Source organism: Flavimobilis sp. BM9, from assembly GCF_058313055.1.
Genome location: NZ_JBZEMO010000008.1, coordinates 17,178 through 39,637, shown reverse-complemented (window position 1 = coordinate 39,637; position 22,460 = coordinate 17,178). Strand labels below are relative to the sequence as shown.

Sequence of the window (22,460 nt, the reverse complement as noted above, 5' to 3'; positions counted from 1 at the left end):
ACAACCATTCACCAAAGGCCCACCCCGATCGGGGTGGGCCTTTGGCGTACCCAGACAACCCCGGCCTAGGCTGAACATGTGAGGTCGCCCGCGGCGGCGGGTTCAATCGATTGCGGACGCTGGGCGGTCTGGCGTGGCGTCGAGGGGCGCTGAGGGCCAGCGCCTCGTGCAGGGCCGAACGCCGCCTCAGCACCAACTAGACTGGTCCCATGTCCTCACTCTCCCGTGACGAGGTGGCGCGCGTCGCCGAGCTGGCGCGCATCGACCTCAGCCCAGAACACGTCGACAAGCTGGCCGGTGAGCTCGCCGTCATCGTGACCGCGATCGAGAAGGTCAGCACGGTCGCCACGGCCGACGTCCCCGCGACGAGCCACCCGCTGCCGCTGACGAACGTCTTCCGTGAAGACGTGCCCGTCGCGCCCCTCAGCCAGGATGCCGCGCTCTCAGGGGCACCCGCCCACGAGGACGGCCGCTTCCTCGTTCCCCAGATCCTCGGAGAAGAGTGACCATGGACCTCACACGACTCTCGGCAGCCAAGCTGGCCGAGCTTCTCGCCGCGGGCACCGTCACCTCTGTCGAGGTCACGCAGGCCCACCTCGACCGGATCGACGCCGTCGACGGCCAGGTGCACGCCTTCCTGCACATCTCTGACGCCGAGGCGCTCAAGACCGCTGCTGACGTCGACGCACGCCGGGCCGCCGGGGAGAAGCTCCACCCCCTCGCAGGCGTGCCGATCGCCATCAAGGACGTCGTCGTCACCGAGGGGCTCCCCACCACGGCTGGTTCCAAGATCCTCGAAGGCTGGATCCCGCCCTACGACGCGACCCTCATCGAGCGGATCAAGGACGCCGGGCTGCCCATCCTCGGGAAGACCAACATGGACGAGTTTGCGATGGGGTCGTCGACGGAGCACTCCGCCTACGGCAACACGCACAACCCCTGGGACCTCGACCGGATCCCCGGCGGCTCCGGCGGTGGCTCCGCCGCCGCGGTCGCCGCATTCGAGGCGCCCCTCGCGATCGGCACCGACACCGGTGGTTCCATTCGCCAGCCGGGTGCTGTCACCGGCACCGTCGGTGTGAAGCCCACGTACGGCTCCGTCTCGCGATACGGCCTCATCGCTATGGCATCGTCGCTCGACCAGGCGGGACCGGTCACGCGTACCGTCCTCGACTCCGCTCTGCTCCACGAGCTCATCGGCGGCCACGACCCGCGCGACTCGACGTCGATCGACGAGCCGCTCCCAAACCTCGTGGAGGCCGCTCGTCAGGGTGCGCTCGGCGATCTGACCGGTCTTCGCGTCGGCATCGTCAAGGAGCTCTCCGGCGATGGTTACCAGGACGGCGTGAGCTCCCGCTTCGCTGAGTCGGTCGGCCTCCTCGAGAAGGCGGGTGCGACCGTCGTCGAGGTCTCCTGCCCCCACTTCGAGTACGCGCTCGCCGCGTACTACCTGATCATGCCGTCGGAGGCATCCAGCAACCTCGCCAAGTTCGACGGGATGCGTTTCGGGCTTCGCGTCGAACCCACCGACGGCCCTGCGACCGCAGAGCGCGTCATGTCCGCGACCCGCGGCGCAGGCTTCGGCGACGAGGTCAAGCGCCGCGTCATCCTCGGTACCTACGCTCTGTCGGCCGGGTACTACGACGCCTACTACGGCAGCGCGCAGAAGGTCCGTACGCTCATCCAGCGTGACTTCGACGCCGCGTTCGAGGTCGCTGACGTGCTCGTCTCGCCGACCGCCCCGACGACGGCCTTCAAGCTGGGGGAGAAGCTCGACGACCCGCTCGCGATGTACCTCAACGACGTCGCCACGATCCCCGCGAACCTCGCAGGCATCCCGGGGATCTCCGTCCCGAACGGCCTGTCTGACGACGGGCTTCCCGTCGGCTTCCAGATCCTCGCGCCGGCGAAGGCCGACGATCGTCTGTACCGCGTGGGCGCGGCCCTCGAGGCCGCACTCGAGAACACGTGGGGTGCGCCGCTGATCGCGCAGGCCCCGGAACTGGAGATCGCACGATGAGCGCCACCACCGTCGACCTCGTCGCGTACGACGACGCGGTCCGCCGCTACGACCCCGTCATCGGCATCGAGGTGCACGTCGAGCTCGGGACTCGTACCAAGATGTTCTGCGCCGCCGAGGTCGAGTTCGGCGGCGAGCCGAACTCTCAGACCACGCCGGTCTCGCTCGGCCTCCCCGGTGCGTTGCCCGTCGTCAACCGCACCGCGGTCGAGTACGCGATCCGCATCGGCCTCGCGCTCAACTGCGAGATCGCCGAGTCGTGCCGGTTCGCGCGGAAGAACTACTTCTACCCGGACGTGCCGAAGAACTTCCAGACGTCCCAGTACGACGAGCCGATCGCGTTCGACGGTCATCTCGACGTCGAGCTGGACGACGGCTCGGTCTTCCGTGTCGAGATCGAGCGCGCCCACATGGAGGAGGACGCCGGCAAGAACACGCACGTCGGTGGCTCCACCGGCCGGATCCACGGAGCCGAGTACTCGCTCGTCGACTACAACCGTGCAGGCATCCCGCTCGTCGAGATCGTCACGCGTCCGATCGTCGGCGCAGGTGACCGTGCTCCCGAGGTCGCGCGCGCCTACGTCCAGACGCTGCGCGACATCTTCCGCGCTCTCGACGTCTCCGAGGCCCGCATGGAGCGCGGCAACGTCCGCGCCGACGTCAACCTCTCGCTCCGCGCGACGCCCGAGTCGCCGCTCGGCACGCGTACCGAGACCAAGAACGTCAACTCGTTCCGGTCGATCGAACGTGCCGTCCGTTATGAGGTCTCCCGCCAGGCCGCTGTGCTCGACGCGGGCGAGACGATCATCCAGGAGACCCGGCACTGGCACGAAGACACCGGCATCACGACGTCGGGCCGCGTGAAGTCCGACGCCGAGGACTACCGGTACTTCCCCGAGCCTGACCTCGTCCCCGTCGCGCCCAGCCGCGAATGGGTCGAGGAGATCCGTACGAGCCTCCCGGAGATGCCCGTCGCACGCCGCAACCGGCTGCAGGCCGAGTGGGGCTACTCCGACCCGGAGATGCGCGACGTCGTCAACGCTGGCGCACTCGACCTCATCGAGTCGACGGTCGCCGCCGGCACGAGCGCCGCCGCCGCTCGCAAGTGGTGGATGGGCGAGCTCGCGCGACGTGCCAAGACCGACGAGATCGAGCTCGAACAGCTCCCCGTCACCCCGCAGCAGATCGTCGAGCTCCAGCAGCTCGTCGACGACGGGAAGATCAACGACAAGATCGCGCGCCAGGTGCTCGAGGGCATCCTCGCGGGCGAGGGCAGCGCCGCACAGATCGTCGCGGACCGCGGCCTCGAGGTCGTCTCGGACGACGGTCCGCTCCTCGCCGTCATCGACGAGGTGCTCGCTGCGCAGCCCGACATCGTCGAGAAGATCAAGAGCGGCAACCTCGGCCCGATCGGTGCGGTCATCGGTGCCGTCATGAAGGCGACCCGCGGGCAGGCCGACGCCGGTCGCGTCCGCGAGCTGGTGCTCGAGAGGATCGGCTGAGCCATGGTCGCCGGCCCCGAGAGACTCGGTGAGATGGTGCGTCTGCGGCCTATGCGGCCGTCGGACGCGCCACGCCTGGGCGAGCTCGTCCAAGACCCCGAGGCGATGCGTCTCACCGGGTCTACCCGGACGTACACGCCCGAGGAGATCCAGCAGTGGCTCGACGAGGCGCCGACGCTCGAAGGCCGCTACGACTGGGCGATCACGTCGGCCGTGCAGCGCGACGGCCTGTTCGTCGCCGACGAGATGTTCGGCGAGATCGTCCTCGACGAGATCGACGCCGAGAACTCGACGGCCAACCTGCGCCTCAACCTCCTGCCCAACTATCGGGGGAGGGGGTACGGCCGCGAGGCGATCGCGCACGTCCTGACGTTCGCGTTCGCGCCGGACGGGCTCGGCCTGCACCGGGTCTCGTTGCGCGTGCTGAGCATCAACCCGCGTGCACGCATGCTCTACGAGTCGCTCGGCTTCACGGTCGAGGGCACGCTGCGCGAGGCCGTGCGCGACGGCGAGGGGTGGGCCGACCTCGTCGTCATGGGCATCCTCGCCGACGAGCACGAGGAGCCGGGCCCGCAGGACGACGTCGCGCTCTGACGCCACACCTGAACGACACGCAGTCGAGGGACGCCGCGACCTCACGGTCGCGGCGTCCTTCGCGTGACTGGCCCCGTGCGGCAGAGCCCGGCGGTGCTCACGGGACGAAACGCCGGCCGCGCAGCCGAATCACGGCGCTGTCCTCGCGCGGTCCTCGTTCGGCTGTCGCGACCGCGCGGCCGGTGCGACCCTGGGGACATGGAACCTCTCGACAACGCCCGGGCCCAGGAAGCCGTCTACGACGCCGGCTGGCGCGTCGTCGCAGGAGCGATCCGCGCCCGGTTCACCACCGGCACGTTCGTCCGCGGCGTCCAGCTCGTCGAACGGCTCACCGCCGCAGCCGAGGCGCAGCAGCACCATCCCGACGTCACGTTGCGGTACACGCACGTCGACGTCGCGCTCACGACGCACGACGTCGGGGCGATCACCTCCGCCGACGTCGACCTCGCGCTCGTCATCTCCCAGATCGCCCAGGACCTCGGCGTCGCGACGAGCCAGGCGCCGGGCGTCGTCGAGATCGGGATCGACGTCATGGTCAGCGGCGCCGTCGCCCCGTTCTGGCGCGCAGTCCTGGGCTACGAGGGCGACGACGAAGACCTCGCCGACCCGCACGGCGCGCTCCCTGGGGTCTGGTTCCAGCAGATGGATGAGCCGCGGCCGCAGCGCAACCGCATCCACCTCGACGTGTACGTGCCCCACGACGAGCTGCAGGCGCGGCTCGACGCCGCGCTCGCCGAGGGCGGGACGCTCGTCACCGACCGCTTCGCGCCGTCGTGGTGGGTCGTCGCCGACGCCGAGGGGAACGAGGCATGCCTGTGCACCTGGCAGCCGCGCGCGAGCCAGGGGTCCCTGGACGAGGGGTGAGAGGACCACGCTCCGGACGCTGACCTCGACCGCAGCGCGTCAGCCGTAGGGTTGGGCGACCGGCATGTCGACGTGAGTGCCGAGCAACATCGAGGAGCTGACCTGCATGAGCCGTCCGCTGCGTTCCCGGACCTCCACCCACGGCCGCAACATGTCCGGCGCCCGCGCGCTCTGGCGCGCGACCGGCATGGGTTCGGAGGACTTCGGCAAGCCGATCATCGCGATCGCCAACTCGTACACGCAGTTCGTACCCGGTCACGTCCACCTCAAGGACATGGGTGACCTCGTCGCGAGCGCGATCGTCGAGGCGGGCGGCGTTGCCAAGGAGTTCAACACGATCGCCGTCGATGACGGGATCGCGATGGGCCACGGCGGCATGCTCTACTCGCTCCCGAGCCGCGACCTGATCGCCGACTCGGTCGAGTACATGGTCAACGCGCACTGCGCCGATGCGATCGTCTGCATCTCCAACTGCGACAAGATCACGCCGGGCATGCTCAACGCCGCGCTGCGCCTCAACATCCCCGTCATCTTCGTGTCGGGCGGGCCGATGGAGGCGGGCAAGGCTGTCGTGGCCGACGGCGTCGCACGCACCCCGCTCAACCTGGTCAACGCGATCAACTACGCGGCCGACGACGACGTGTCCGACGACGCGCTCGCCAAGGTCGAGGAGAACGCCTGCCCCACGTGCGGCTCGTGCTCCGGCATGTTCACCGCCAACTCGATGAACTGCCTGACCGAGGCCCTCGGTCTCTCGCTCCCCGGCAACGGCTCGACGCTCGCGACGCACGCCGCCCGCAAGGAGCTCTTCCTCGAGGCAGGCCGCACGATCGTCGAGCTCGCGAAGCGCTACTACGACGACGAGGACGACTCGGCTGCGCCGCGCTCGATCGCGACGAAGGCGGCGTTCGCGAACGCGATGGCGCTCGACGTGGCGATGGGCGGCTCGACCAACACGGTCCTGCACATCCTTGCCGCTGCCCAGGAGGCGGAGGTCGACTTCACGCTCGCCGACATCGAGGACATCTCGCGTCGCGTGCCGTGCCTGTCCAAGGTCGCGCCGAACCACCCGGCGTACCACATGGAGGACGTGCACCGTGCTGGCGGGATCCCCGCGCTCCTCGGCGAGCTCGACCGCGCAGGCCTGCTCGACCACGACGTCACGTCCGTGCACACACCGACGCTCCGCGAGTGGCTCGACGACTGGGACGTCCGCGGCGGCAAGGCCACCGAGCGGGCCGTCGAGCTGTTCCACGCTGCCCCCGGCGGCGTGCGCACGACGCAGGCCTTCTCGACGTCCAACCGCTGGGAGTCTCTCGACACCGACGCGGCCGGAGGCTGCATCCGCGACCTCGCGCACGCCTACACCGTCGAGGGAGGCCTCGCCGTCCTGCGCGGCAACCTCGCCGAGGACGGCGCCGTCTTCAAGACGGCGGGCGTCGACCCGGACGTCTTCCACTTCGTCGGGCGCGCTCTCGTGTGCGAGTCCCAGGACGAGGCGGTCGAGAAGATCCTCACGAAGCAGGTCCAGCCGGGTCACGTCGTCGTCGTGCGCTACGAGGGCCCCGCCGGCGGCCCGGGCATGCAGGAGATGCTCTACCCGACGTCGTTCATCAAGGGCCGCGGCCTGGGCAAGGTGTGCGCACTGATCACCGACGGTCGCTTCTCGGGCGGGTCGTCGGGTATCTCGATCGGCCACGTCTCGCCCGAGGCGGCCGCGGGCGGCCTGATCGGCCTCGTCGAGGACGACGACGAGATCGAGATCGACGTCGACACGCGCGTCATCCGTCTCAACGTCCCCGACGAGGTGCTCGCCGAGCGCCGCGCCAAGATGGAGGCGTCCGAGAACCCGTGGCAGCCCAAGGACCGTGACCGCTACGTGTCGCCCGCCCTGCAGGCCTACGCCGCGATGGCGACGTCCGCGGACCGTGGCGCCGTGCGCGACGTGTCGTTGCTGCGCCGCCGCTGACACGCTCCTCGACAGGCCCGGACCGCTTCGGCGGACCCGGGCCTGTCCGTGTCCCCGGGCGCTGACGTCCCCGGGCAGGGCGCGGGCTGCTGCACCTGTGGCCTCGCGAGGGCATGCGGGTGATACTCGCGGTATGGCGAGCGACGACGCGATCGACATCAAGCCCAGGTCACGGCAGGTCACGGACGGGATCGAGGCGACGGCCTCGCGCGGGATGCTCCGCGCCGTCGGCATGGGCGACGACGACTGGGACAAGCCGCAGATCGGCGTCGCGAGCTCGTGGAACGAGATCACGCCGTGCAACCTGTCGCTCGACCGCCTCGCGAAGGCCGTGAAGAACGGCGTCCATGCGGGCGGCGGCTACCCACTCGAGTTCGGGACCATCTCCGTCTCCGACGGCATCTCGATGGGCCACGAGGGCATGCACTTCTCGCTCGTCTCGCGCGACGTCATCGCGGACTCCGTCGAGACCGTGATGATGGCTGAGCGGCTCGACGGCTCCGTCCTCCTCGCGGGGTGCGACAAGTCGCTGCCCGGCATGCTCATGGCCGCCGCGCGGCTCGACCTCGCGTCCGTCTTCCTCTACGCCGGCACGATCGCTCCCGGGTGGGTCAAGCTCGAGGACGGCACCGAGAAGGACGTGACCCTGATCGATGCCTTCGAGGCGGTCGGAGCGTGCGCGCGCGGCCTCATGAGCACGGAGGACCTGGGCCGCATCGAGCGCGCGATCTGCCCGGGGGAGGGCGCGTGCGGGGGCATGTACACGGCGAACACGATGGCGTCCGTCGCCGAGGCGATGGGCATGTCGCTGCCCGGCTCAGCGGCACCGCCCTCGGCGGACCGGCGTCGTGACTCGTTCGCTCAGCGCTCGGGCGAGGCGGTCGTCGAGCTGCTGCGACGGGGGATCACCGCGCGGCAGATCATGACGAAGGAAGCGTTCGAGAACGCCATCGCCGTCGTCATGGCATTCGGCGGCTCGACCAACGCCGTCCTGCACCTCCTTGCGATCGCCCACGAAGCCGAGGTCGACCTGACGCTCGACGACTTCCGCCGCGTCGCCGCCAAGGTGCCGCACCTGGGCGACCTCAAGCCGTTCGGCCGTTACGTCATGGCGGACGTCGACCGGATCGGGGGAGTGCCTGTCGTCATGAAGGCGCTGCTCGACGCCGGGCTCCTCCACGGCGACTGCCTCACCGTCACCGGCCGCACCGTCGCGGAGAACCTCGCGGACGTCGCGCCGCCCGACCCCGACGGCAAGATCCTGCGTGCGCTCGACAACCCGATCCACCGCACGGGCGGCATCACGATCCTCGAGGGCTCGCTCGCACCCGACGGTGCCGTCGTGAAGTCCGCCGGCTTCGACACCGACGTGTTCGAGGGCACCGCGCGCGTCTTCGAGCGTGAGCGCGCCGCGCTCGACGCCCTCGAGGACGGCACGATCCAGGCGAGCGACGTCGTCGTCATCCGCTACGAAGGTCCGAAGGGCGGGCCCGGCATGCGGGAGATGCTCGCGATCACCGGTGCGATCAAGGGTGCCGGGCTCGGCAAGGACGTCCTGCTGCTCACCGACGGTCGGTTCTCCGGCGGGACGACCGGCCTGTGCGTCGGGCACGTCGCACCCGAGGCCGTCGACGCCGGCCCCATCGCGTTCGTGCGCGACGGCGACAGGATCCGCCTCGACGTCGCGAACGCGCGGCTCGACCTGCTCGTGGACGACGCCGAGCTTGCCGCCCGCAGGGAAGGGTGGGCGCCGCTGCCCCCGCGCTTCACGCGCGGCGTCCTCGCGCGGTATGCGAAGCTCGTCCAGTCCGCGTCGACGGGGGCGGTGCTCGCCTGAGGTCGCGCGGCAGGTGCCTGCCGCTCAGGTCCGACCGCCTCCCGCGGATGCGTACGTCTTAGGGCGTGAGACCCGCGCGCCTGGTGTGTGACATCAGAGAGGGGGAGGCGTAGTGTGTCGAGCGTGCAGACGATCCTCGTAGTACTTCCCGGGCGCGCAGCCTGACACCGGACACCACCGGTCGCCGCCGCGCGCTCACCCCTCGAACGGCCCCACCCGGGCACGAGGGGCTTTTTTATGCCTCGGAGTACCTGCCACACACGGCAGGGACCCGGGCAGTCCTCGAAAGTCACAGCACCACAGCCAGGGAGTAACCGATGGTCCAGGGTTCCCACCCGACGCCGCAGGCGGCGGGAGCAGTCCCGAAGCCCGCGCCCTCACCGACGCAGGCCGCCCGCGCCCACGAGCGCTCGAGGACGAGCGTTCCCGCGCGCGAGGAGATGACCGGCGCCGAGGCGATCGTCCGGTCGCTCGAGGCCGCGGGAGCGGACACCGTGTTCGGGATCCCGGGCGGGGCGATCCTCCCGACGTACGACCCGCTCATGGACTCGACGAAGCTGCGTCACATCCTCGTGCGGCACGAGCAGGGCGGCGGTCACGCGGCCCAGGGCTACGCGTACACCTCGGGCAAGGTGGGCGTCTGCATGGCGACCTCGGGCCCGGGCGCCACGAACCTCGTCACCCCGATCGCCGACGCCAACATGGACTCCGTGCCGCTCGTCGCGATCACGGGCCAGGTCGGAGCGAGCTTCATCGGGACGGACGCGTTCCAGGAGGCCGACATCGTCGGCATCACGATGCCCGTCTCGAAGCACAACTTCCTCGTCACCAACCCCGACGACATCCCGCGCACGATCGCCGAGGCGTTCCACATCGCGCGCACCGGGCGTCCCGGACCCGTCCTCGTCGACATCGCCAAGTCCGCGATGCAGTCCCGGACCGTGTTCGAGTGGCCGACCGAGCTCTCCCTGCCGGGGTACCACCCGGTGACCAAGCCCCACACGAAGCAGATCCGGGAGGCTGCGAAGCTGCTCGCGGCCGCTCGCAGGCCGGTCCTGTACGTCGGCGGCGGCGCGATCCGCTCCGGTGCGTCCGCCGAGCTGCGCAAGCTCGTCGACCTTTCGGGTGCGGCTGTCGTGACGACCCTCATGGCGCGCGGTGCCGTCCCTGACTCGCACCCCCAGAACCTCGGCATGCCGGGCATGCACGGCACCGTGCCCGCGGTCGCTGCGCTGCAGCGGGCCGACCTCGTCGTCGCGCTCGGTGCACGGTTCGACGACCGCGTCACCGGTAAGCTCTCGTCCTTCGCCCCCGGCGCCCAGATCATCCACGCGGACATCGACCCCGCGGAGATCGGCAAGAACCGCGTCGTCGACGTCCCCATCGTCGGCGACCTCAAGGAGATCATCGCGGACCTCGTCCCCGAGCTCGCCGCCGAGCACGAGAAGCACGGCAAGCCGGACCTCGAGGCCTGGTGGCGCCAGCTCGACGACTGGCGCGAGACGTACCCGCTCGGATACACGCCGACCGACGACGGCGCTCTGGCGCCGCAGGCCGTCATCGCCAAGCTCGGCGAGATGGCCGGCCCGGAGGCTGTCTACGCCGCGGGCGTGGGCCAGCACCAGATGTGGGCCGCGCAGTTCATCCGCTACGAGCGCCCCAACGCCTGGCTCAACTCCGGCGGCCTGGGCACGATGGGCTTCTCGATCCCCGCCGCGATGGGCGCCAAGGTCGGCGACCCGGACCGCGAGGTGTGGGCGATCGATGGCGACGGCTGCTTCCAGATGACCAACCAGGAGCTCGCGACCTGCACGATCAACGAGATCCCGATCAAGGTCGCGCTCATCAACAACTCGTCGCTCGGCATGGTCCGCCAGTGGCAGACCCTCTTCTACGAGAAGCGCTACTCCAACACCGACCTGCACACCGGGTCGGGCACGGCGCGAGTGCCGGACTTCGTCAAGCTCGCGGACGCGTACGGGTGCGTCGGCATCCGCGTCGAGCACGCCTCCGAGGTCGAGGCCGCGATCAAGCGTGCCAGGGAGATCGACGACCAGCCGGTCGTCATCGACTTCAACGTCTCACGCGACGCGATGGTCTGGCCGATGGTCGCCGCAGGCGTGAGCAACGACGACATCCAGTACGCGCGCGGCATCTCGCCCGCGTGGGACCGTGAAGACTGAGAAGGGAACCACACGATGACCCGGCACACCCTCTCCGTCCTCGTCGAGAACAAGCCCGGCGTGCTCACGCGCGTCGCTGGCCTGTTCGCCCGGCGCTCGTTCAACATCCACTCCCTGGCCGTCGGCCCGACCGAGCACGAGGAGATCTCGCGCATCACGGTCGTCGTCGACGTCGACGAGCTTCCGCTCGAACAGGTGACGAAGCAGCTCAACAAGCTCATCAACGTCATCAAGATCGTCGAGCTCGACCCGGGTGCCTCCGTCCAGCGCGAGCTGCTGCTCGTCAAGGTCAAGGCCGACACGTCGAGCCGCGGGCACGTCCTGCAGGTCGTCGAGCTGTTCCGCGCGCACGTGGTCGACGTCGTCACGGACGCCGTGACGATCGAGGCGACCGGCAACCCCGACAAGCTGCGCGCGCTCCTCGCGGCGCTCGAGCCGTTCGGCATCCGCGAGATCGTCAAGTCCGGGACCGTCGGCATCGGCCGCGGCTCCCGCTCGATCACCGACCGGGCGCTCGAGCGCGTCTCACGCCTCGCATGATCAACCCGCCGTCGGGCACGGTCCGGTAAGACTGGTCCTGACGGTGACGCACGAACTCCCGTAACACGAGTCACGACAACAAGGAGAACTACGGTGGCTGAGCTTTTCTACGACGACGACGCCGACCTGTCCATCGTCCAGGGCAAGAAGGTCGCGATCGTCGGCTACGGCTCGCAGGGTCACGCCCACGCGCAGAACCTGCGTGACTCGGGCGTCGAGGTCGTCATCGCGCTCAAGGAGGGGTCGAAGTCGATCGCCAAGGCGTCCGACGACGGCTTCGAGGTCAAGACGGTGTCCGACGCCGCCGCGTGGGCCGACCTCATCATGATCCTGGCTCCGGACCAGCACCAGCGCTCGATCTACGCGAACGAGATCCAGCAGCACCTCACCGAGGGCAAGACGCTCGCCTTCGCGCACGGCTTCAACATCCGCTTCGGCTACATCGAGACCCCCGAGGGCGTCGACGTCATCCTGGTCGCGCCGAAGGCCCCCGGTCACACGGTGCGCCGCGAGTACGTCGCGGGCCGCGGCATCCCGGACATCATCGCCGTCGAGAAGGACGCCTCGGGCAACGCCTGGGCGACGGCGCTCTCCTACGCGAAGGCGATCGGCGGCACGCGTGCCGGCGTCATCAAGACGACCTTCACCGAGGAGACCGAGACCGACCTGTTCGGTGAGCAGGCCGTCCTGTGCGGTGGCACCTCGCAGCTCGTCCAGTACGGGTTCGAGGTCCTCACCGAGGCTGGCTACCAGCCGCAGATCGCCTACTTCGAGGTTCTCCACGAGCTCAAGCTCATCGTCGACCTCATGTGGGAGGGCGGCATCGCCAAGCAGCGCTGGTCCGTCTCGGACACCGCGGAGTACGGCGACTACGTCTCCGGCCCGCGAGTCATCACCCCCGAGGTGAAGGAGAACATGAAGGCCGTCCTCGCAGACATCCAGTCGGGTGCCTTCGCGGAGCGCTTCATCAACGACCAGGACGCGGGCGCTCCCGAGTTCACGCAGCTGCGCGAGAAGGCGGCCCAGCACCCGATCGAGACGGTCGGCCGTGAGCTCCGCTCCCTCTTCGCGTGGAAGCAGCAGGACGCCGACTACGTCGAAGGCTCGGCCGCGCGCTGACCCATCGATCGTCCTACGGCCCGTCCGCACCTCGGTGCGGACGGGCCGTCGTCGTTCCCGGAGCGGGCGGCCCGGGCGGCTAAAGCTCGAGCGAGGCGTCGGGCACCGCGTCCGCGATGTCGCGGACGAAGCGCGCGGTGGGGGTCCCTGTCGCGTCGAGCGCGACGAGCGCTCCCTGCTCGTCGACGGCGAGCGCGACCCCCTCGGACAACGTCCCCCCGACGTTGACGCCGGGGCACCCGATCGCGGTCTGGGCCCACGCGCCGCTGCGGAACCAGCCGCTCGGCTCGAGCAGCCACACGCTGCCCTGGCCGTTGCAGCCGTCGCTGCCTGACCAGGTTCCGTCGGCGTCGAGCTCGAGCCACGAGCCTTCCGGAGCCGACGGCGCGTAACGGTCCGGGTACCAGCGCCCTGCCGTCGCCTCCTCGACGGTCGCCGGGCTGAGTCCGTCGGGCAGGTCGACGACAGGGGCCGAGAGCATCGCCTCGAGCTCGTCGGTGAGCTCGGGATCTGCCGCGAGCGACGGGTCGATGTCGTCGTGCTTCGTCGGCTCCCCGCCGGGGTGGAGTGTGGCGAGGCGTGAGCCGGCGGCGTCCTCGACGAGCATCGTGTCCTCCTCGGGGACGAGGCGTGCCGCCGTCGCGAGCCAGGGCACCCCCTCGTCGAGGTCGCACTCGCCAGCACCGCCCTGCAACCGGGCGCGGACGGTGCCGCTGGGGCTGACGATGATCGCGTAGTCGGCGGTGCCGCACTCACGCCAGAGAGTCCCGTACGTCCCGTTGAACTGGAGGACGGCGCCGTCCGACGACATTGAGTCGTGCACGGTCCACGAGCCGACGAGCCGGGCCGCGACGGAGAGGTCCGAGCCGGACGGTGCGGGCGAGCTCGAGCCCGGTCCCGAGCCGGGGAGTGTCGACGGGTCCGCGCACGCGCCGAGGAGCACGAGCAAGGGGAGCGCGGCCACGAGGCGTGCTGCGCGGCGGGCCGGGCGGGGAGCATGGCGGGGAGCATGGCGGGGCATGTCTCTTCTCTGTCTTGAGAGGTCGCGTTCTTGCGCGGACAGGTGCGCGCTGCGGTGGTTGACTGGATCCATGCCACTCGAGGGAACCTAAATGCCCGGCGCCTCTCAACGGGCCCGCAAGCAGGTCGAGGAGTTTAGGAGGTCCGGCGGTACGTCGGGCACGACGCTCGACCGGCGCCCGGTCGTCATCCTCACGACGGTCGGCGCGGCGTCGGGTGCGCTGCGAAAGATCCCGCTCATGCGGGTCGAGCACGACGGCGGGTACGCCGTCGTGGCGTCGTACGGCGGCGCGCCCCAGCACCCGGTCTGGTACCACAACGTCGTCGCGCACCCCTTGGTGGGGCTGCAGGACGGACCTGTCCGCCAGGACATGGCCGCGCGCGAGGTCGAGGGGGAGGAGCGCGAGCTGTGGTGGAAGCGTGCGGTCGAGGCGTTCCCTCCTCCCTACGCCGACTACGCGACGCGGACCGACCGGCTGCTCCCGGTGTTCGTGCTCGAGCCCGTCAGCGCCTGACCATCCGGACCTCAGGACGATCCGTCTCATATTTTGATGAGACGGCCGTCCGTCGTTGCGCTCCGGCGGCGTAGCATGCCTGCATGACGCGCAACATCAATCTCGCAGTCGTCGCTGGAGACGGCATCGGTATCGAGGTCGTCGAGCAGGGCCTCAAGGTCCTCGAGGCCGCTCTCGCCTCGTCCGACGTGAAGGTCGACCAGACCGCCTTCAACCTCGGTGCGAAGCGCTGGCACGCGACCGGCGAGACCCTCACCGACGAGGACCTCGCCGCGATCCGCACGCACGACGCGATCCTGCTCGGCGCCATCGGCGACCCGACGGTGCCGTCGGGCGTGCTCGAGCGCGGGCTCCTCCTCAAGCTGCGCTTCAGCCTCGACCACTACGTCAACCTCCGCCCTGGCAAGCTCTACCCGGGCGTGCAGTCGCCGCTCGCCAACCCTGGCGAGATCGACTTCGTGGTCGTCCGCGAGGGCACCGAGGGGCCGTACGTCGGCAACGGCGGGTCCATCCGCACCGGGACGCCGCACGAGGTCGCCAACGAGGTGTCCGTGAACACCGCGTTCGGCGTCGAGCGCGTCGTCCGCGACGCCTTCGCCCGCGCCCAGGCGCGTCCCCGCAAGCACCTCACGCTCGTGCACAAGCACAACGTCCTCGTGCACGCGGGCCACCTGTGGCGCCGCACGGTCGAGGCCGTCAACGCCGAGTTCCCTGACGTCACGACGGACTACCTGCACGTCGACGCGGCCACCATCTTCCTGACGACCAACCCGTCGCGCTTCGACGTGATCGTCACGGACAACCTCTTCGGCGACATCCTCACCGACCAGGCCGCGGCCATCACCGGCGGCATCGGGCTCGCAGCGTCCGCGAACATCAACCCGGACCGCACCGCCCCGTCCATGTTCGAGCCGGTCCACGGCTCGGCGCCCGACATCGCAGGACAGGGCAAGGCGGACCCCACCGCCACCGTCCTGTCGGTCGCGATGCTGCTCGCCCACCTGGGCTACGACGCCGAGTCGGCGAAGGTCGAGGCGGCCGTCGCGGCCGACCTCGCCGAGCGGGCCGGACGAGTACGGTCGACGGCCGAGATCGGCACCGACCTCGCACAGCGCGTGGCCGACTGACCCTTCCGGGTCAGTGCCCTCGGCCGTCTTCACCGGGTAACGTCCGTTGTGGCGGGCTGCGCGCCGTGCGCGCCCGCCGGGTGAAAGGCCATCAAGATGAGCAACACCAGCACCACCACCGCATCGCTGTCCGACGCCGCGGCGGCTTTCGACGTCCGCCTCACGGACACGCCCACGCCTGCCGAGCAGCGCGAGGCGAGTCTTGCGGCGCCGAAGTTCGGCACCGTGTTCACGGACCACATGGCACGCATCAGGTGGACGGCCGAGGGAGGCTGGGCCGACCGCCGCGTGGAGAAGTACGGTCCTCTGCGGCTCGATCCCGCGGCTGCCGTCCTGCACTACGGGCAGGAGATCTTCGAAGGGCTCAAGGCGTACCGCCACGCAGACGGCTCGGTGTGGACCTTCCGTCCCGAGGCTAACGCCGCGCGGTTCGCCGCCTCGGCTCGTCGCCTAGCTCTGCCAGAGCTCTCCACCGAGGACTTCCTCGGGTCTCTCGAGGCGCTCGTGCGGGCGGACCTTGCGTGGATACCGTCGGGGGACGAGGCGAGCCTGTACCTTCGTCCGTTCATGTACGCCTCCGAGACCTTCCTCGGGGTGCGTGCCTCGCGCGAGGTCGAGTACCTCGTGATCGCCTCACCGGTCGGTCCGTACTTCGCCAAGGGCGTCAACCCGGTCTCGATCTGGGTGGCACAGGACTTCCATCGCGCTGGCGCCGGCGGCACCGGTGCTGCGAAGTGCGGTGGCAACTACGCTGCGAGCCTTCTGCCGCAGCAGGAAGCCGCCGACAAGGGCTGCGACCAGGTCGCTTTCCTCGACGCGTCAACGAACACCGCGCTCGAAGAGCTCGGGGGCATGAACCTGTTCGTCGTGGGTGCGGACCGCACCGTGTCGACGCCAGCGCTCACCGGCTCGATCCTCGAGGGGGTCACGCGTCGCTCGATCCTCGAGCTCGTGGCCGACCGTGGCTACGACGTCCAGGAGCGCACCATCACCCTCGCGGAGGTTCGCCAGGGCCTCGAGGACGGATCGATCCTCGAGCTCTTCGCGTGCGGGACAGCCGCTGTGCTCACACCGATTGGGCGGCTCGCGGGGGAGGGCTTCGACCTCAAGGTCGGCGACGGTACCTCAGGTGAGCTGACCATGTCCGTGCGTGAAGAGCTGACGGACATCCAGAACGGCAAGCGTCCCGACACGCGCGGGTGGATGCGCCGCCTCGCCTGACGCGCAGACGACAGGAGCGCCCGGGCTCGTCCTCACGGACGGCCCGGGCGCTCCTGTCGTACCGAGGCGGAGGTCAGCGGACCTTCGCGACCGTGGACTTGTACGCCGGGGCGTACTTCGCCTTGGTGACCTTGAAGTAGAGCTTGTCGCCCTTGCGCAGGTTCTTGACGCTGAACTTCGCAGACGAGCGGTAGCCGTCCTCGCGAAGCTTCTTGGTCGAGTGCTTGACGTACTTCTTCTTGCCCTTCTTCTTCACGTAGAGGGTCGCCTTGGCGCCACGCTGGTAGTCGGGCGCGCGGAGCGTGAGCTTCGCGGTCTGACCCGCACGCCAGTACGAGGAGGCGAGGCTGGTCTCGCTGACGGAGACCTTCTTGTTGGCGGAGACCGTGAACTTCGCGGTGGCCATCTTGGTGCTCTCGACGTACTGGCTTCCGACGTAGGCCAACTGCTTGACCGGGAACGTCACCGAGTAGACGCCGGGGGATGTCGAGGCCGAGACGCGGATCGTCGCTGTGATCTTCGAGCCGGGGACCGGGTTCGAATCCTTGGCCACGTTGACCACGTAGGGCTTGTTGGGGCTGGCGACTCGTGAGCTCACGAGCTTCAGCTCGGGGTAGCTCGCCAAGTACCAGAGGCCGACGCCGTCGCCGTTCTTGTCCGAGTAGCCGCCGTCGCTAGCGGTGCCGGAGAACGTGGCGGTGATCTTGAAGCTCTTCCCGCCGGACGTCGAGGAGGTCGTGACCTTGCCGGGGTTGCTGGCGATGGTCACCGCGTGGGTGCGCGCGACCGCAGCCTGCGCCGGGGTGGTCGCCACGAGCGCGGCGCCCGCGGTGAGCGCAAGCGTGGTCCCGAGCGCGAAGGCGCGCCTAGTCAGTGTCTTCATGCTGTCCCTGTCGTTCAGCGGGGCCCCTGCCCCGCGGTCTTGCTGGATATGACATGAGCGGCTCCTGCCACTGGCGAAGACAGTGATGCGGAGCGTGATGCGCGCGGCGACAACCCGCAGCTCGGGCGGCGACGCGCGACGAGGAAGGAGATCTCAGGGTTCAAGACTCAGCGGAGGTGGCCACCTGCGGCCCGTGCGCGGGCCGCAGGTGGGGCGGAGGGCTGCTTCTGGAGAAGCCGCCCCCCCGACCGGACGCTATGCGGTCACCGTGACGGTGATCCACGACGAGTGGACGTAGTCGTCGAACGCGTAGCCGGGGGTGTAGAACGCCTTGAACTTGTGGGTTCCCACCGGAAGCTTCTCAGCGACGCGGGCGAGCCAGGACGAGGAGAACGAGAACTTCCCGTCCTGGACGCCCGTCATCGTGATGTAGTCGGGCGAGGAAGCCCCGCCCTTGGTCTTGCCGTTGCGGTAGATGTCGACGTAGCCCTTCTTGGCGGGCTTGCCCTTGTACTTGACCGTGCCCGTGAGCTTCTGACCCTCGGCTGCGACCGGGTCGAGGTTGAAGCCGTACGGGTCAGACTTGGAGACCGTGAACTCCGCCTTCGTGACCTTGAGCGCGGAGTTGTGGACCGTGATCTTGACGGACTTCGACGCCTTGCCGTACTTCGCCGTGATCTTGTGCTTGCCGACCTTGAGGCTCGACTTCAGGCGGATCGTGGCCTTGCCCTTCTTGAGCTTGACCGTCTTGATCTTCTTCTTGCCGTCGAAGAAGGTGACCTTTCCGCTTGCAGCCTTGCTGCCCTTCTTCACGGCGACCGTGATCTTCGGGCCGGTCTGGCCGTGGTGGAAGGACTTGGCGGACGCCTTGATCGCGATCTTCGTGCCAGCCTTGGCGGTCGCGACCTTGGCCGTCGCAACGGCGGTCGCGGGCGCTGCCGTGCTGACGGGGGCGGCCGAGGCGGTGGCGGGCAGTGCGCCGACCGAGAGAGCAAGGGCTGCTGCGACCGTGACGGCGCGCTTTGCGAGATTCTTCATGGGTTCCCTGTCGTTCTGCGGGGCTTGCCCCGGGTGTGCTGGGGGGTAGGTGCGTCTCCTGCCCGTCGCGAAGATACTGTTCATGCGTTCGATGCGCGCGTCGAGAACCGGCAAACCGGACAGTGTGCCCGGAAAACGGCCTCCGCTCTCAGGATTCGAGACTCACGGGATGCTGCCCGACGCTCGCGGGACGGCGTTCCGGGATGCGACCGGTGCTCTCGAGCGGGCAGGTGCGTGTGGCATCATGGCCGTGTGATCGACCTCACCGTGATTATCGACTAGCGCGCCCGGCACCACCTATGCCGAGCGCGCTGACCCTCCGTCCTCCGGGGGGTCTTTTTGTTGGACCGCTGCAGGTCGGTGCCTCGCGCGGCGCCGGACTCGATGTGAAGAGAGCGACCGATGAGCTTCCACGTGTACGACACCACCCTGCGCGACGGCGCGCAGCAGGAAGGCATGAACCTGTCCGTGACGGACAAGCTCGCGATCGCGCCCCTGCTCGACGAGCTGGGCGTCGGCTTCATCGAGGGCGGCTGGCCCGGCGCGGTTCCCAAGGACACCGAGTTCTTCGCACGTGCGGCGAGCGAGCTGAAGCTCAAGAATGCTGTGCTGGCCGCGTTCGGCGCGACGCGAAAGGTCGGCGTCAAGGTCGAGGAGGACCCCCAGGTCCGCGCGCTGCTCGACTCCCAGGCGCCCGTCGTCACGCTCGTCGCGAAGTCTGACGTGCGCCACGTCGAGCGTGCCCTGCGGACGACCGCCGAGGAGAACCTCGCGATGATCGCAGACACGGTCCGGTTCCTCACGAGCGAGGGGCGCCGGGTCTTCGTCGACGCCGAGCACTTCTTCGACGGCTACCGCTTCGACCGGACGGCCTCCCTCGCGGCTGTCGCAGCCGCCTTCGAGGCGGGCGCCGAGGTCGTCGCGCTGTGCGACACGAACGGCGGGATGCTCCCCGGCTGGGTCGGCGAGATCGTCGCGGACGTCCGTGACGCCGTCGGGCCGGACCATCGGCTAGGGGTGCACGCCCACAACGACACGGGTTGCGCCGTCGCGAACTCGCTCGCCGCGGTCGAGGCCGGCGCGAGCCACGTCCAGGGCACCGTCAACGGCTACGGCGAGCGCACCGGCAACGCCGACCTCATCACGGTCGTCGCGAACCTCGAGCTCAAGCACGGGCGCGCCCTGCTCGCCGGGCGCGGTCTCGCGGAGGCGAGCCGCATCGCGCACGCCATCTCCGAGCTGACCAACATCTCGCCCTACGCGCGCCAGCCGTACGTCGGCGCGAGCGCCTTCGCTCACAAGGCTGGCCTGCACGCGAGCGCGATCAAGGTCGACCCGGACCTCTATCAGCACATCGACCCGCGCGCCGTCGGCAACGACATGCGGATGCTCATCTCCGACATGGCCGGTCGCGCGTCGATCGAGCTCAAGGGTCGCGAGCTCGGCTTCGACCTCGCCGGTCAGAGCGACGTCCTATCCCGGGTGACGAACCGCATCAAGGACGCCGAGGCGAACGGCTACACGTACGACGCCGCGGACGCGTCGTTCGAGCTCATCCTCCGCGAGGAGGTCACCGGCGAGCGTCCCGCGTACTTCACGGTCGAGTCGTGGCGCTCGATCGTCGAGCGCACCGGCAGCCGCGGCACCGAGACTGCCTCCGAGGCGACCGTGAAGCTTCGTGCTGGAGGCGAGCGCATCGTCTCGACGGGCGAAGGCAACGGCCCGGTGAACGCGCTCGACCAGGCGCTGCGTCAGGCGCTCGGCCGTGTCTACCCGGAGATCGAGAAGTTCGAGCTGATCGACTTCAAGGTGCGCATCCTCGACCAGACGCACGGCACCGACGCGATCACGCGCGTCCTCATCGAGACGACGGACGGCGAGCGGTCGTGGTCGACCGTCGGCGTCGGTCCGAACCTGCTCGAGGCGTCCTGGGAGGCGCTCACGGACTCCGCGATCTTCGGCTTGCTCAAGTCGGGCGTGAGCCCGCGCTGAGGTGCTCGAGCCCGTGACCGACGCCACGGTGGCCCCCCGCCGGGGCGGGCTTAGGCTTGGTGACCGTGAGAGGCGAATACAAGGTCCCAGGTGGCAAGCTCGTCGCGGTCGACGTCGAGACGACCGACGAGGGTGAGGCAGGTCCGGCGCGGCTGACGCACGTCGCGATCTCAGGCGACTTCTTCCTCGAGCCCGACACGGCTCTCGAGGACATCGACGCTGCGCTGCTCGGCATGCCAGCCACCGCTGGCGTCGGGCAGCTCGCGAGCGCGATCGAGGGAGCGCTCGGTGACGACGTCACGATGATCGGCTTCACGGCCGAGGCCGTCGCGATCGCCGTGCGCCGCGCGCTCGGCCACGCGACCGGCTGGCACGACCACACGTTCGAGATCGTGCACGAGCCCGCCCAGTCGCCCGCGATGCACATGGCGCTCGACCAGGCGCTCGCTGAGTCGGTCGATGCTGGCGAGCGCCGGCCGACCCTGCGGATCTGGGAGTGGGGCGCCCCCGCCGTCGTGATCGGGTCGTTCCAGTCCCTCAAGAACGAGGTCGACCCGGAGGGCGCCGAGAAGCACGGGATCACGGTCGTGCGCCGGATCTCCGGTGGCGGCGCGATGTTCATCGAGCCGGGCAACACGATCACGTACTCGCTCACGGTCCCGGGCTCGCTCGTCGAGGGGCTGAGCTTCGAGCAGTCCTACGCGTTCCTCGACGACTGGGTCCTCGGTGCTCTCGGCGAGCTCGGTATCAAGGCGACCTACCAGCCGCTCAACGACATCGCGTCGCCCGCAGGGAAGATCGCGGGCGCGGCGCAGAAGCGCCTGGTGGGCGGCTCCGTGCTGCACCACGTGACGATGGCCTACGACATCGACGCGGACAAGATGCTCGAGGTGCTGCGCATCGGTCGCGAGAAGATGAGCGACAAGGGTACGAAGAGCGCGAACAAGCGCGTCGACCCGCTGCGCTCGCAGTCGGGGATGTCCCGCGCTGACGTCATCGAGGCCTTCAAGGCGCACTTCCGGTCGCGCTACGACGCGGTCGAGGGCGGGGTCACGGACGCCGAGCGTGCCCGCGCGGAGGAGCTCGTCGAGACGAAGTTCGGGACCCAGGAGTGGACTGCGCGCGTCCCGTGACGCGCTCCGGCCGAGAACGAGAGAGGGGCACGCGCCGCGGCGCGTGCCCCTCTCTCGCATGCCTGGGTCAGGGCCGGCCGGCCGGGGCGACGGACGCGTCGGTCGCGACGGCGAGGAGCGTGTAGAGCAGGATCGTGAGCGTCGGGAGGGCGGGCGCCCCGACTGCCACGGCGGCCGTCGCGATCGCCGAGGCCGGTAGCGAGACGATGCCGACGACCGCGAGCGCGGCCGTGAGGACGGCGTCGTCGCGCTCGTCGCCGGTGCGCGTGAACGCTCGGTCGAGCGACGTCGTCGACTCAGGTCGGCGCATGGCGCGCCACGCGGCGACGGCGAAGCCGGCGAGCGCGATGCCACCGCCGACGGCGGCACCTCGGCCCATGTCTCCGGGGCCGTAGCGGTTCAGGAGGAGCACGAGCGGGACGAGGATGGCGGCCCCGGAAAGCAGGCCGGCGCTCGACTTCATCACGAGCTTGCGCTTGTCAGTCGACATGGAAGATCTCCTCGATGGTGGTGCCGAAGCGGCGGGCGATGGCGAAGGCGAGGGGGAGCGAGGGGTCGTACTTCCCGGTCTCGATCGAGTTGACGGTCTGGCGGGAGACGCCGAGCTCGGCGCCGAGCGCTGCCTGCGAGAGGCCTTCGGCCTCGCGGAGCGCACGGACGTCGTTGCGCATCACGCGTCCTCGGTGCGCCCGGCCTCGAGGCCGAGGCGAGCGCGTACGCCCGGGTGGCGTCCGGCGAGGAGCGCGACGATGCCGACGACGACCCCAGTGACGATGCCCGTGACGGTCGGTGCGGACAGGAGGGTGCCGGCCTCGGCCTGCCGGACGAGGCCCACCGCTGCGATGAGGAGCAGGGGAACGGTGGTGAGGGTGAGCTGTGAGCGGTTCATCGGGACCTCCGGTG

General features: G+C 69.7%; 21 protein-coding genes. 15 read left to right on the top strand and 6 right to left on the bottom strand.

Annotation, left to right across the window (positions count from 1 at the left end):
- Positions 1 to 209 precede the first annotated feature (209 nt).
- The 10 genes from gatC (at position 210) to ilvC (ending at position 12,628) form a co-directional block, all read left to right on the top strand.
- Positions 210 to 506: an Asp-tRNA(Asn)/Glu-tRNA(Gln) amidotransferase subunit GatC gene (gatC, locus tag AC4F3Q_RS13170; RefSeq protein WP_491040363.1), complete on the top strand. Its 297-nt coding sequence runs from the start codon at positions 210 to 212 to the stop codon at positions 504 to 506.
- A gap of 2 nt (positions 507 to 508) precedes the next feature.
- Entirely contained in the window at positions 509 to 2,020 is a 1,512-nt protein-coding gene (gatA, locus tag AC4F3Q_RS13165) for an Asp-tRNA(Asn)/Glu-tRNA(Gln) amidotransferase subunit GatA (protein WP_491040362.1), read from the top strand.
- Entirely contained in the window at positions 2,017 to 3,522 is a 1,506-nt protein-coding gene (gene gatB, locus AC4F3Q_RS13160) for an Asp-tRNA(Asn)/Glu-tRNA(Gln) amidotransferase subunit GatB (RefSeq protein WP_491040361.1), read from the top strand. Before gatA ends, gatB begins: the two co-directional genes overlap by 4 nt.
- Before the next feature lie 3 nt (positions 3,523 to 3,525).
- Positions 3,526 to 4,116: a GNAT family N-acetyltransferase gene (locus tag AC4F3Q_RS13155; RefSeq protein ID WP_491040360.1), complete on the top strand. Its 591-nt coding sequence runs from the start codon at positions 3,526 to 3,528 to the stop codon at positions 4,114 to 4,116.
- Between the two features lie 198 nt (positions 4,117 to 4,314).
- Positions 4,315 to 4,980, top strand: a complete 666-nt coding sequence (locus tag AC4F3Q_RS13150; protein ID WP_491040359.1) for a 4a-hydroxytetrahydrobiopterin dehydratase — start codon at positions 4,315 to 4,317, stop codon at positions 4,978 to 4,980.
- 106 nt (positions 4,981 to 5,086) lie between these two features.
- Positions 5,087 to 6,949, top strand: a complete 1,863-nt coding sequence (gene ilvD / locus AC4F3Q_RS13145) for a dihydroxy-acid dehydratase (RefSeq protein ID WP_491040358.1) — start codon at positions 5,087 to 5,089, stop codon at positions 6,947 to 6,949.
- 133 nt (positions 6,950 to 7,082) lie between these two features.
- The gene (gene ilvD / locus AC4F3Q_RS13140; protein ID WP_491040357.1) at positions 7,083 to 8,786 is read left to right on the top strand and encodes a dihydroxy-acid dehydratase; all 1,704 of its coding nucleotides are present in this window, start codon (positions 7,083 to 7,085) and stop codon (positions 8,784 to 8,786) included.
- Between the two features lie 317 nt (positions 8,787 to 9,103).
- Positions 9,104 to 10,969 (top strand): acetolactate synthase large subunit, encoded by a 1,866-nt coding sequence (locus tag AC4F3Q_RS13135; RefSeq protein ID WP_491040356.1) that lies wholly within the window; start codon positions 9,104 to 9,106, stop codon positions 10,967 to 10,969.
- A gap of 15 nt (positions 10,970 to 10,984) precedes the next feature.
- A complete protein-coding gene (ilvN, locus tag AC4F3Q_RS13130; RefSeq protein WP_168447040.1) occupies positions 10,985 to 11,509 on the top strand; it encodes an acetolactate synthase small subunit in 525 nt (174 codons plus the stop codon).
- Between the two features lie 93 nt (positions 11,510 to 11,602).
- Positions 11,603 to 12,628 (top strand): ketol-acid reductoisomerase, encoded by a 1,026-nt coding sequence (gene ilvC, locus AC4F3Q_RS13125; protein ID WP_491040355.1) that lies wholly within the window; start codon positions 11,603 to 11,605, stop codon positions 12,626 to 12,628.
- Between the two features lie 79 nt (positions 12,629 to 12,707).
- Here ilvC and AC4F3Q_RS13120 read toward each other — a convergent pair whose 3' ends face one another.
- Positions 12,708 to 13,649 carry an META domain-containing protein gene (locus AC4F3Q_RS13120; protein WP_491040354.1) on the bottom strand — a complete coding sequence of 314 codons (942 nt, stop codon included), beginning with the start codon at positions 13,647 to 13,649 and terminating at the stop codon, positions 12,708 to 12,710.
- Between the two features lie 91 nt (positions 13,650 to 13,740).
- Between AC4F3Q_RS13120 and AC4F3Q_RS13115 the strand changes: the two genes are divergently transcribed.
- From AC4F3Q_RS13115 to AC4F3Q_RS13105, 3 genes are all read left to right on the top strand, one after another.
- A complete protein-coding gene (locus AC4F3Q_RS13115; RefSeq protein ID WP_491040353.1) occupies positions 13,741 to 14,163 on the top strand; it encodes a nitroreductase family deazaflavin-dependent oxidoreductase in 423 nt (140 codons plus the stop codon).
- 83 nt (positions 14,164 to 14,246) lie between these two features.
- Positions 14,247 to 15,290 (top strand): 3-isopropylmalate dehydrogenase, encoded by a 1,044-nt coding sequence (locus AC4F3Q_RS13110; RefSeq protein WP_168447043.1) that lies wholly within the window; start codon positions 14,247 to 14,249, stop codon positions 15,288 to 15,290.
- A gap of 96 nt (positions 15,291 to 15,386) precedes the next feature.
- Complete coding sequence (locus tag AC4F3Q_RS13105; RefSeq protein WP_491040352.1) at positions 15,387 to 16,511, top strand: branched-chain amino acid aminotransferase; 1,125 nt, start codon at positions 15,387 to 15,389, stop codon at positions 16,509 to 16,511.
- 73 nt (positions 16,512 to 16,584) lie between these two features.
- On the opposite strand, the gene AC4F3Q_RS13100 is transcribed toward AC4F3Q_RS13105, so the two are convergent.
- The gene (locus AC4F3Q_RS13100; protein ID WP_491040351.1) at positions 16,585 to 17,394 is read right to left on the bottom strand and encodes a hypothetical protein; all 810 of its coding nucleotides are present in this window, start codon (positions 17,392 to 17,394) and stop codon (positions 16,585 to 16,587) included.
- 255 nt (positions 17,395 to 17,649) lie between these two features.
- Entirely contained in the window at positions 17,650 to 18,432 is a 783-nt protein-coding gene (locus AC4F3Q_RS13095) for an Ig-like domain repeat protein (RefSeq protein WP_168447046.1), read from the bottom strand.
- Between the two features lie 402 nt (positions 18,433 to 18,834).
- Between AC4F3Q_RS13095 and cimA the strand changes: the two genes are divergently transcribed.
- Together cimA and lplAB are read left to right on the top strand one after the other, a co-directional pair.
- Complete coding sequence (cimA, locus tag AC4F3Q_RS13090; RefSeq protein ID WP_491040350.1) at positions 18,835 to 20,424, top strand: citramalate synthase; 1,590 nt, start codon at positions 18,835 to 18,837, stop codon at positions 20,422 to 20,424.
- A 65-nt stretch (positions 20,425 to 20,489) separates the two neighbouring features.
- Complete coding sequence (lplAB, locus tag AC4F3Q_RS13085) at positions 20,490 to 21,557, top strand: lipoate-protein ligase LplAB (protein WP_168447048.1); 1,068 nt, start codon at positions 20,490 to 20,492, stop codon at positions 21,555 to 21,557.
- 67 nt (positions 21,558 to 21,624) lie between these two features.
- On the opposite strand, the gene AC4F3Q_RS13080 is transcribed toward lplAB, so the two are convergent.
- From AC4F3Q_RS13080 to AC4F3Q_RS13070, 3 genes are read right to left on the bottom strand one after another with little or no spacing between them, the layout of a single operon-like run.
- Complete coding sequence (locus tag AC4F3Q_RS13080; RefSeq protein WP_491040349.1) at positions 21,625 to 22,047, bottom strand: hypothetical protein; 423 nt, start codon at positions 22,045 to 22,047, stop codon at positions 21,625 to 21,627.
- Positions 22,037 to 22,228, bottom strand: coding sequence for a helix-turn-helix transcriptional regulator (locus AC4F3Q_RS13075; protein WP_098458760.1), 192 nt, complete (start codon positions 22,226 to 22,228; stop codon positions 22,037 to 22,039). The genes AC4F3Q_RS13080 and AC4F3Q_RS13075 overlap by 11 nt, the downstream gene beginning before the upstream one ends.
- On the bottom strand, positions 22,228 to 22,446 hold the full coding sequence (locus AC4F3Q_RS13070) for a hypothetical protein (protein WP_491040348.1): 219 nt from the start codon (positions 22,444 to 22,446) through the stop codon (positions 22,228 to 22,230). Before AC4F3Q_RS13070 ends, AC4F3Q_RS13075 begins: the two co-directional genes overlap by 1 nt.
- Between the last annotated feature and the right edge of the window lie 14 nt (positions 22,447 to 22,460).